Annotated in this window: 5 protein-coding genes and 1 pseudogene; 3 read left to right on the top strand and 3 right to left on the bottom strand. The window is 73.2% G+C overall.

The window, feature by feature from the left end; genetic code table 11:
- The 3 genes and pseudogenes from ACWGKT_RS15715 to ACWGKT_RS15705 all read left to right on the top strand — a co-directional run.
- Positions 1-201 (top strand): annotated as a pseudogene (locus ACWGKT_RS15715) (sulfate ABC transporter substrate-binding protein); the annotation flags it as partial.
- A 155-nt stretch (positions 202-356) separates the two neighbouring features.
- The gene (locus ACWGKT_RS15710) at positions 357-3,257 is read left to right on the top strand and encodes a BTAD domain-containing putative transcriptional regulator (protein ID WP_453274023.1); all 2,901 of its coding nucleotides are present in this window, start codon (positions 357-359) and stop codon (positions 3,255-3,257) included.
- Between the two features lie 563 nt (positions 3,258-3,820).
- The gene (locus ACWGKT_RS15705) at positions 3,821-6,901 is read left to right on the top strand and encodes a BTAD domain-containing putative transcriptional regulator (RefSeq protein ID WP_453274030.1); all 3,081 of its coding nucleotides are present in this window, start codon (positions 3,821-3,823) and stop codon (positions 6,899-6,901) included.
- A 65-nt stretch (positions 6,902-6,966) separates the two neighbouring features.
- Here the strand turns inward: ACWGKT_RS15705 and ACWGKT_RS15700 are convergent, their stop codons facing one another.
- From ACWGKT_RS15700 to ACWGKT_RS15690, 3 genes are all read right to left on the bottom strand, one after another.
- Positions 6,967-8,172 carry an MDR family MFS transporter gene (locus ACWGKT_RS15700; protein WP_453274022.1) on the bottom strand — a complete coding sequence of 402 codons (1,206 nt, stop codon included), beginning with the start codon at positions 8,170-8,172 and terminating at the stop codon, positions 6,967-6,969.
- Between the two features lie 59 nt (positions 8,173-8,231).
- Positions 8,232-9,503, bottom strand: coding sequence for an ATP-grasp domain-containing protein (locus tag ACWGKT_RS15695; protein ID WP_453274021.1), 1,272 nt, complete (start codon positions 9,501-9,503; stop codon positions 8,232-8,234).
- 152 nt (positions 9,504-9,655) lie between these two features.
- The gene (locus tag ACWGKT_RS15690) at positions 9,656-11,020 is read right to left on the bottom strand and encodes an aminotransferase family protein (RefSeq protein ID WP_453274020.1); all 1,365 of its coding nucleotides are present in this window, start codon (positions 11,018-11,020) and stop codon (positions 9,656-9,658) included.
- Between the last annotated feature and the right edge of the window lie 31 nt (positions 11,021-11,051).

Below are 11,051 nucleotides of genomic sequence, written 5' to 3'. Positions count from 1 at the left end.
ATCGACCCGGCCTGGAAGTCCGTCACCTTCCTCGACGACCCGCTGGCCTCGACCCTCCACACCGAGGCGGAGCACGCGCAGAAGGCCGGCCTGCTCGACAAGGCCGACCTGAAGGGCATCTACGACCTCACGCTGCTCAACAAGGTCCTCAAGGCCGAGACCGGCAAGGAGGTCGCCGACGCCGGCCTCGGCACCAAGTAGCGGCGCCCCGAACCGACGGGTTCAGGACCGCACGACGGCCTGACGACATGCCCGTCGGTTCGGAGCGCCGGATTGCCGGGGCGTCTCCCCCACGCTCGAATGGGCGGTCCAGGACGGCTTCAGTACCTCCCCGCAAGGGCCGGAGGAGTTCAGACGTGAGCCACGGCCGGGGAGAGAACAGAGTGCGGGAGCAGTGGCGGTTCGCGGTGCTGGGGCCGGTCGGCGCTTGGCGCGAGGGCTCCGAAGTGGATCTCGGGCCGCCGCAGCAGCGCGCCCTGCTGGCGGTGCTGCTGCTGGCGGAGGGCGCCCCGGTCCAGGGCCACGAACTGGTCGACGCCCTGTGGGGAGGCGAGCCGCCCGCCTCGGCGGTGGGTTCCATCCGGACGTACGTGCATCGGCTGCGGAAACTACTGGGTCCGTCCGTGATCCGTTCCGCGGGCAACGGCTATCAGGTGCCCGTCGTACAGGAGGAGCTGGATCTGGTCGTCTTCCGGGACCTGCTCGCCCGGGCGGACCGGGCCCGCCGCGCGGGGGACGCCGAGGGAACGGCGCTGCGGCTCCGGGAGGCGCTCGCGCTGTGGCGGGGCACCGCGCTCGCCGACATCCGGGGCGAGTACGCGCAGGCCCAGCGCGAGCGGCTCGGCAAGCTGCGACTGTCCGCGCTGGAGCACCTGCTGACGGCCACGCTCGACCTCGGCCGCCACGAGGAGGCGGCCACGGAGCTGGCCTGGCTGGTCGCCGAGCATCCGCTGGACGAACGCTTCCGCGAGCTGCTGATGCTGGCGCTGTACCGGTGCGGCCGGCAGTCCGCCGCCCTGGCGACGTACCGCGAGGTGCGGACACTGCTCGCCGAGGAACTGGGCATCGACCCCGGCCCCGGACTCCAGCGCATGCACGAGCGCATCCTGCGCGCCGACGCCGGGCTCCTGGCGGCCCCGCGCCCCGGCGCCGCCGAGCGGATCCCGGCGCGCACCGCCCCGCCCGCTCCCCCGCTGCCCGTTCCCGCGCAACTTCCGGGCGCGCTGCCGGTGTTCGTGGGCCGTCGCGATCAACTGGCCCTGGCGGACGAGGTGCTCCCGCAGGCCGACGAGCCGCCCGTCACGGTGACGATCAGCGGCATGGCCGGGGTCGGTAAGACGACCTTCGCCGTGCACTGGGCCCGGCAGGTCGCCGCCCGCTTCCCCGACGGTCAACTCCACGTCAATTTGCGCGGGTTCGACCCGTTCGGCCCGCCGGTCGGGTCCGAGCACGCGCTGCGCACCGTACTGCGGTCGCTCGGCGTCGCCCAGCACAGCCTGCCGCACGACGTGGACACCCTGTCGGCCCTCTACCGCACCCTGCTCGCCGACCGGCGGGTGCTGATCCTGCTGGACGACGCCCGCGACGCCCAGCAGGTACGGCCCCTGCTGCCCTCGGCTCCCGGGTGTCTGGCGATCGTCACCAGCCGCAACCTGCTCTCCGGCCTGATCGCCGTGGAGGGCGCCCACCCCCTCCGCCTCGACGTGCTGTCCGTGGCCGAGGCCCATGCCTTCCTCGCCCGCCGCCTCGGCCAGGAGAGGGTGGCCGCCGAACCGGCGGCGGTCCGGGAGATCATCGAGCGCTGCGCGCGGCTGCCGCTGGCCCTGGCGGTGGCATCGGCCCGCGCGGCCGCCCGGTGCGCCTTCCCGCTGGCGACCCTCGCGGCCGAACTCCGCGACAGCCAGGGCAGCCTGGACGCCTTCGACGACGCCGAGCCCGACGGCGCCGCCGACGTGCGCGCCGTGCTCTCGTCGTCGTACCACGATCTGACACCCGCCGCCGCCCGCCTCTTCCGGCTGCTCTCGCTGCACCCCGGCCCCGACACCTCGCTGCCGGCCGCCGCGAGCCTGGTCGGGCTCCCCCCTGCCGACACGCGTCAGTTGCTCGCCGAACTCCTGCGGGCCCACCTCGTGGACGAACCCGTCGCGGGCCGCTACAGCTCGCACGACCTGCTGCGCGCCTACGGCTCCGAGCTCGCCCGCACCACGGAACCGCCCGCCGAACACCGCGCCACGCTCCGCCGTGCGCTCGACCACTATCTGCACAGCGCCCGGGAGGCGGTCGCCCTGCACTCCCCCGAACGGTCCCTGATCCCCCTCGCGCCCGCGGCGGCGGGGGTGCGCGCCGAGGAGTTCGCCGGTGCCTCGGCGAAAGCGGTGGCCTGGTTCGCCGCCGAGCAGTCGGTGCTGCGCGCGGCCGTCGAGCAGGCCGCGGCCCACGGCTTCGACGTCCACGCCTGGCAGCTCGCCTGGGCCCTGGACATCCATCTGAACCGGAGCGGTCTGTGGCGGGACGCCGAGGCCGTCCACCTCACGGCCCTGGACGCGGCGCGGCGCCTGGGCGACCCGATCGCGCGGGCCCACGCCCACTCCGGTCTCGCCAAGGCCCTGACGACGCTGGGCCGCGTCGACGAGGCGCGGGCGCACATCGAGCGGTCGGTGGAACTCTTCACCGGGTCCGGCGACTTGAGGGCCTGCGCGGAGAGCCACCACGTGCTGTGCTGGGTGGCGGAGTGCCAGGGCGATCTGGAATCCGCGCTCGGCGCCGCGCAGCGGTCGCTCGCGATCCGTCGCGCCGTCCATGACCCCGAAGCCCCCGGATCCGACGACGAGCGGGGCAGCAGGGCGACGGCCGGTGCGCTCAACGCGCTCGGCTGGATCCACGGCCTGCTCGGACAGCACCAGGAGGCCCTCGACCACTGCCGGCAGGCACTGGCCCTGCACGAGGAACGCGGCCTCGGCTACGGCGTGTGGCACATCTGGAACAGCATCGGCTCCGCCCACCACCACCTCGGGCAGTACGACGAGGCCGTCGCGAGCTTCCGCAAGGCCCTCGCCGGCTACCGGCAGACCGGCTGCCTTCCGATCGCCGAGGCGGGGACCCTGCGCCGGCTCGGCGACACGTACGTGAGCATGGGCCGTGCGGGCGCCGCCCGCGCCGAATGGACGACGGCCCTGGCGATCCTGGAACGGCTCGGCCACGCCGACGCCGAGACCCTGCGTGCCGACCTCCGGCGGCTCCCGGCGCCGGGCCCGTGACGTTGCGCCCCGGGTCGGCGGGCCGACCGTCTATCGGATGTTGATCGGGCGCTGATCGCCGGCCGCGAGCATGGCGGTGTCGACCGGCACTCGTACCGAAAGGGATCGACAGTCGAGGACTTCGTCCAGCCGATGTGGCAGAGGAGCGTGCCCCAGGGGTCATCGACGCCCGGCCGGGGGTGCGGTGGTGTCGGGAACGGAAGGGCAGCGAAGGGGACTTCACGGACAGACTTCGGGGCAGAGGAGAACTCGGGCACCCGTGCCGTTCGCGTCAATGTCCGGGGGGACAAGTATGTGGACGCCCATGCCAGGGGCACGGACAACGGCGCAGCGCACCAGCTGTGGGGAGGTTGTGGTACAGACCACCGGCAGTGGAGCACCGGCCGACATCGATCGCGCCACCGCCCTTTCGGAGCCCCGGTCCCGGCCGCATAGGTCGATACATCTGTGAGAAGGATGTGGATCGCCGTGCAGAAAACAGGTACCACTCAAGTTCGGGTGACATGATGAATGATCAACTTCGTGCTGCTGGCCTCCGTTTCGAAACGCTCGGCCCCTTGACCGTGAGCCACGACGACATACCCATCGATCTCGGCCCGCCCAGGCAGCGTGCCCTGCTCGCCATACTCCTGATCCATGTGGGCCGGGTGGTTCCCCTCCCCACGATCATCACCGCGATCTGGGGGGCCGATCCGCCCCGCCGGGTCATGGGGACGCTCCAGGCCTACGTCTCCCGCCTGCGGAAACTGCTTCGGCGCCATGACCGGTCCGTCCAGCTCGTCCACCGCCTCAACGGGTACCTTCTGGACGCCGAACCGCAGTTGGTCGACGCCGCGGTGTTCGAGGCGCAGGTCCGGGACTGCCGCGAGGCACTCAAGTCCGGCGATCTGACGGCCGCCCGCGCCCTCGCCTGGTCCGCCCTGGAGTTATGGAACGGCAAGCCCATGGGCGAGCTCTACGAGTACGAGTTCGCGGTCATGGAGGCGGACCGGCTGGAGCAGGTACGCCTGCGTGCGCTCGACGTATGGGCGCAGGCGTGCCTGGGGACGGGAGCCTACGAGGAGGTGGCGGTCCGGCTCGGTGAGGAACTCCGGCTCAATCCCGCGCTGGAGCGGTTGGGCGGCCGGCTGATGAGGGCGCAGTACCACTCCGGGCAGCCCGCGGAGGCCTTGCAGACGTACGAGCGCATGCGCACGGCCGTGGCCGAGGAACTCGGCGTCGACCTCAGCCGGGAACTGCGGGTGCTGCACGGCGAGATCCTCCGGCAGGAACTCGCGGCGTCGCCGGTGGCGGATGCCGAAGTCCCCACGCCTCCTGCGCCCGAGACCGCCGTGACCCCGCCTCCCCCGGTCCCTAACCCGCCGTCGGCGCCCGTGCCGCCGGGCGAGCCGCAGAGCTTCCGGCTCGTGGGCCGCGGCGCGGAACTGGAGCGGCTGGCGGGCCTCATGGAGGAGGTCCGCGGCGGCAGCGGCCACGTCGTGCTGGTCTTCGGCGAGCAGGGCATCGGCAAGACGCAACTGCTGCGCAAGGTGACGCGCTGCCTCGTACCGGCCGAGGCCCGGGTGGTGCGCTCCTACTCCATCTACGCCCCGTCCACCCCGCCCTACTGGACGTGGGAGCAGGTGCTCCGGCAGGTGGGTTCCGGCGACGGCGGGCGCGCGCTGACCCCCGCCGATGCCACGGCCCGCGCCGCGTGGACGCCCGAGCAGCACTTCGCCCACCAGATACGGATCTGTCAGGCCGTGCTCTCGGCCGCGGACGAGGCGCCGCTGGTCCTGATCCTGGAGGACCTGCACGCCGCCGACGTGCCCGCGTTGGAGGTGCTCCACGTGCTGGCCAAGCAGATCTGCCACGCCCCGGTCCTCGTGCTGGCCACCCTGCGCGACCACGAACTGGCGAAGGACGCGGCGATGCGGCGGATGGTGGGGCGCATCCTCCAGGAGAGCACCGCCCGCACGCTCCGGCTGAAGGGACTCACGCGCGGCGAGAGCCGGGAGTTGATCGCCTCGGTCCGTGGGGTGACGCCCTCGCCCGAGGAGGCGCGCGAGCTGCAGCACGCCTCCAACGGCAATCCGTTCCTGCTGCTCAGCCTGCTCTCCGCGCAGACGACCAGCGGGTACGGGGAGCAGCGGACGATCCCCTTCGAGGTGCGCGAGGTGCTGCACGAGCGGCTGAGCACCTGTTCGCCGGACACCCTCGAAGTCCTCACCCTGTGCGCGGTGATCGGCACGGAGGTCCGCCGGCCGCTGCTCGCCGAGGTGCTGTCGGCGCGCGGGCTGCCCCAGACCCTCGTCAACGACGCCTTGCAGACCGGTCTGTTGCGCACCGATCCCACCGCCGAGAACCAGCTGTCCTTCACCCATGGCCTGGTGCGCGAGCTCCTGGTCGAGGACGCGCAGCCGCTCACCCGCGCCCAGTGGCACCGGGACGTCGCCGACGTGCTGGCCGCGCAGTTCCGGCCGGAGGACGACACCGCGCAGATCCGCCGCCACTGTCTCGAATCCGCCCGGGTGCTCGGCGCGCACGTGGGCGTGCGTCCCCTGGTCGCTCTGGCAGACCGGGCACAGGAGCGCTTCTTCCATGCCCAGGCCCTGCACCGCCTGGAGGACGCCGCGTCCGTCATCGCCGAACTGCCCCGGGACGAGACAACGTTGGCAGACGAACTCCACCTGCGCAAACGCATGATGTGGCTGCGGGCCCAGCTGGAGGGCTACAGCTCGCCGCGGGTGGCGGACGCCTTCGGACAGGCCCAGCTGCTGGAGCGGGCCGTCGACAACACACAGCCCACCGAGCTGATGCACACCCGGGCCATCATGGCGCTCGCCGCCGGCGAGTACGCCCTGGCGGCCGAGACCGGCGGGCTGCTCTACGAGCTGGCCGAGCACGGCGGCGGTCAGGAGGCCAGGGCGGCGGCCTGCTACACCGAGGGGGTCACCCTGCACGTGAGCGGCCGCACCCAGGAGGCGCTCGCCACGCTCAACCGGGGCATGGACATCATCGACGATCTGCTGGGCACCTCGGACGGGCCGTCACGGTCGAGCGCGCTGCTGAACGACCAACGCATCGACTACCGGGCCTACCTGGCGCTCACCCACTGGATCAACGACGACCGGGACCAGGCGCAGCACTACCGTGCGGAGCTGCTGCAGCTGACCCAGTCCGACCGGTACGACCGGCCCTGGGACCGGGCCTTCGCCCGGTACGTGGACGCCCTGATCGCCGTGTCCGAAGGTGATGTGGAGGGTGCCTGGCGGGCCGGCCGGGCGGGCGTGGACCTCGCGGCCCGGTGCCAACTCGCCTACTGGCACCGCATGCTGGCCGTCCCGCTCGGCTGGGCCGAGGTGCACCAGGGCACGACCGAGACCGGACTGAACCGGATCCGCCGCGCCCTGTGCGAGGCCGCCCAGCACCGGACCCTGCTGCGCCGCACCCTGCACCTCGGCCTGCTGGGCGACGCCCTGCGGCACGTGGGTCGCGCCGACGAGGCCCGACTGGCCCTCCGGTGCGCCGCCGAGGAGATCGAGAAGCGCGGCGAACACGCCTACGCGCGGCCGCAGTGGCCGTACGCCGCGCTCCTCGGGGAGCACACCGGCGGATCACCGACCGACCGATCGACCGCCGACGTGTCGCCGGTACTGCGCTAGAGGGGCCGGACGTCGCAACGGGGGAACGTCCGTCCGGCGAGGTGCGCGGCGCCTGCGGCCATCGGTCAGGTCATGGACGCGTCGGCGCTCTCGGACTCCTCGGGGGAGCGCTCCGCCCGGCGCAGCCGGGCCAGCAGCAGATGGGCCGCGGCGGCCACGAGCGACAGGCTCAGACAGGCCACCCAGACGGCGGCCGTGCCGGACACCTGCATCAACTGCCCGCTGAGCAGCGGCGCGAGGGCCACGGACAGGCTCCACACCGACAGGAACCAGCCCTGATAGCCGCCCTGGCTGTCCGGTGGCGCCACGGCGGCCACCAGAGCCATGCAGGTCGGCCAGACCACGATCTCGCCCAGGCTCCACAGCACGACGGTCCCGGCGTACCCCGGCAGGGAGTGCACGACCGGGGTCAGCCCCATGCCGATTCCGGCGGCCACCGTGGCCGCGCCGAGCGCGAACTCGGGCCGTGTCCGCCCCGCCAGCCGGCTCAGCGGCAGCTGGAACACGGCGATGACCAGACCGTTCATCATCATGGCCGTGCCGTAGTCCGCCGGGGACAGCCCGTCGGCCGTCATCGTCAACGGCAGTGCCACCAACGGCTGTTGGAACACCAGCCCGAGCAGCAGCACCGAACCCAGCAGGACCAGGAACGGCCGGTCACGGTGGACGGACCCGTTCGGCCGGGCGGTGGACCCCGCCTCACCGCCGGCAGCCTCGGGCCGGGTCTCCGGCACCCACCGGTAGACCATGATCCCGGCGAGGAGGTTGGCCAGCGCGTTGACCACGAACAGCGTCAGAAAGCCGTGCTCGGCCGCCGCTCCCGCGGTCACGGCGGCGGCGGAGAACCCCAGGTTGGTGGCCCAGTAGATCAGCGAGTAGGCGCGCGGCAGGTCGGCCCGGTCCACCAGGTCGGCGACGGCCGCCGCCCGGGCGGGCCGGGTGGCGTTGAGGCCCACGCCCACCACCAGGGCGCCCGCCAGCACGAGGGGCCTGGTGTGCGCCACGCCGAGCCCCACCATGCCGGTCACGGTCAGGACCTCGCTGGACAGCAGGACCACGCGGCGGCCGAGCCGGTCCGCGAGGATCCCGCCGAGCAGCGAGGCGATCCCACTGCCGATGCCGAACACGGCGAGCGTCAGCCCGGTGAAGGAGACGGAGTAGCCGAGCTCGCGGGTCAGGTAGATCGCCAGGAACGGCAACACGAAGCCGCCGGCCGAGGTGATGAGCGTGCCGGCCCACAACCACCAGTACGGGCGCGGCAGACCGCCCACGGCGCCGCGCAGCGCCTTCGTGAGCCGGTCCGAGCCGCGCCGCGCCGTGCCGTGCGTGCTCAGTTCCGCTCCTCGTACTCGACGTGCAGCGTCCGGGCGAGGTGGTCGCGGAACTCCACGGCCTCCGCGTCCGACGCGTGCTGGGAGAGCACGATGGCCGGGTACCCGGACCAGTCCGGGTAGGGGCGCAGCACGTCGCCGGGTCCGACGGTCCGCACCACGTAGTCCACCCGCGGGTCCGCCTCCACCTCGTCCAGGCCGTGCACCCGGACGATCCGTCCGCCGCTGCCGACCGGCACCAGGTAGGAGGCGGCCACCCTGCCGTCGGGCTCCGGCTCCCGGCTCCAGCAGTCGGGTTCCTGGCCGAGATGGATGCGCAGCGCCTCGGCGGCCAGGTCGACTCCGCCGCCGACGTGCACGATGTGGTGCATGAAGCCCCCGCCGCCGATGCGCGCGCCCATCTCCAGCACCACCGGGCGCACCCCGCCGACCAGGCGCAGTTCGGTGTGGGTGGTGCCCTCGGTGATGCCGAACGCGTGGTGCGCGCCGATCACCTCGGCCTCGACGGCGGCCAGGATCTCGGCGGGCAGCCGGGCGGGGGCCCGCAGGGTGGACTCCTCGAAGTACGGCCCCGTCAGCTCTCCCTTCCAGCTGACGGCGCCGATCCGCACCCGGCCCCGGTGGACCAGGGACTCCGCGGAGATCTCGGGTCCGTCCAGGTACTCCTCGGCCAGGACGCCGACCTCCCCGGCCGGTTCGTCCCCCTGGCGCAGATGGGTCTCGACGAGGTCCCAGGTACGGGCGACCTCCCGCTCCAGCCGGTCCTTGTCGTCGACGCGGATCACGCCGAGGCTGGAGAAGCCGTTCGCCGGCTTGACCACCACGGGAAACTGCAGGGTCAGCGCGCTCGTCCAGCTGTCCCGGCGGTCCAGTTCGACGAAGCCCGGCGCGCCCAGGCCCGCGTCCCGCAGCCGCCGCCGCATGCTGCGCTTGTCGCGCACGACCGCGGCCGCCTCCTCGGTCAGTCCGGGCAGCCCGAGCCTGCGCGCGGCGCGTGCCACCCACGGCACGACCTTCTCGTTGCCCGCCATGATCCCGCCGAAGGGTTCGCGCCGGTGGCGCTCGACGAGCGCGGCCAGCGCCGCCTCCGGGTCCCCGTCGATGTCCAGGGGCAGCACCTCCACCACCGCGCGGGCACGCCGGGCGGACTCCTCCGTGTCGTCCCCGCGGGGCACGAGGATCAGGTCGACACCGGCGCGCTCGGCGGCCTCGAACACGAAGGGGAGCGTGGACAACTGTCCGACGAGGACGAGTTTCGGGCGCTGGGGCATGGCGGTCTCCAACGGTGCGGGCTGTGTGGACGGGGCTCCCGGCAGGCGCGCGGCCGGCGGGACGGCCCGCGCCAGTCTGTCCCGCCGGGCTTGGCACCCGCTTGCAGAGCATTTGACGTCCCGCCGCCCGGCCGGCGGTCCGTCCCGGGCGGTCAGCGCACGTGCCCGTCCGGACCGGTCCGGCCGAGCACCGACCGCAGCCCGTCGGCGAGTTCGTCCGCCTCCTCGCGGGTGAAGACGAGCGGCGGGTTGATCACCAGGGCGTACGGGTTGGTGCGCAGGATGATGCCGGCCTGTTCGCGCAGCGCGTCGGCGACCTCGACGGTGCCGTTCGGCAGCGGCCGGCGGCTCGCCCGATCGGACGTCAGCTCCACGGCCAGCATCAGGCCGAGCCGGCGCACCTCCCCGACGACGGGCAGCTCGGCCAGTTCGGCGAGCCGTCGCCCCAGGTGGTCGCCGACCGCGGCGGCGTTGGCCGGCAGTCCCTCGCGCTCGATGATGTCCAGGTTGGCGAGCGCCACGGCACAGGCCGTCGGGTGCCCGGTGTAGGTGTAGCCGACGGGGAAGCCCTGGTCGCCGGTCACCTCGGCGGCGATCTCGTCGGTGGTCAGGACGGCACCGTGCGGGATGTACCCGGAGGTGAGGCCCTTGGCCGTGACCATGATGTCGGGAACGACGCCGAAGTGCTCGGCGGCGAACCAGTGCCCGGTGCGCCCGTAGGCCGTGACCACCTCGTCGGAGATCAGCAGGATGCTGTAGGAGCGCAGGAGTTCGGCGACGCGCGGCCAGTAGTCGGCGGGCGGCACCACCGCGCCGCCGCCGCCCATGACGGGCTCGCCGATCATCGCGGCGATCCGCTCCGGGCCGATCCGCTCGATGGTTTCGCGCAGTTCGGCCAGGCAGAAGTCGCTCACGTCGGCGCCGGAGAACATCTCCTGGCGGTAGGGGTGCGGCGGGGTGAGGAAGTGCACGTCGGGCAGCGAGGGTCCGAACCCGTCGTGGTAGACGGGGAATCCGGAGACGCCGCCGCTGCCGTAGCCGATGCCGTGGTAGGCCATCCGGCGGGAGAGGATCGCGGTCCGTCCGGGCTCGCCGCGGCGGTGGTGGTAGAGGCGGGCCATGCGCAGCGCGATCTCGTTGCCCTCGGCGCCGCCGCTGGTGAAGTAGACCCGGCGCAGCGGCTCCGGGGCCAGTACGGACAGCCGCGCGGCCAGTTCCACCGCGCGGTCGTTGCTGAGAGTCCCCCAGGTGTGGAAGTACTCCAGCCGGGTCATCTGCTCGGCCGCGGCGCGGGCGAGTTCGGCGCGCCCGTGGCCCACCTGGGTCACCCCGAGCACGGCCGAGGCGTCGAGGTACTCCCGGCCGTCGGCGTCGCGCACCCGGCTGCCGGAGCCGGAGACCAGCAGGGTCCGGTCGGTGCGATGTGCGGGCAGGGTCGGGTGGATGAGCGTGGCGCGGTCCGCGTCGGCGAGCGCGGCGCCGACGGCACCGGACGCTCGGGAGATTGCTGAGGTCAAGGCGGGCTCCTTCGCAGCGGCTGGGGCTCGT

This window comes from Streptomyces sp. NPDC054794, from assembly GCF_053611585.1.
Note: the sequence above shows the minus strand (reverse complement) of the source record. Positions and strands in the feature narration are given on the sequence as shown.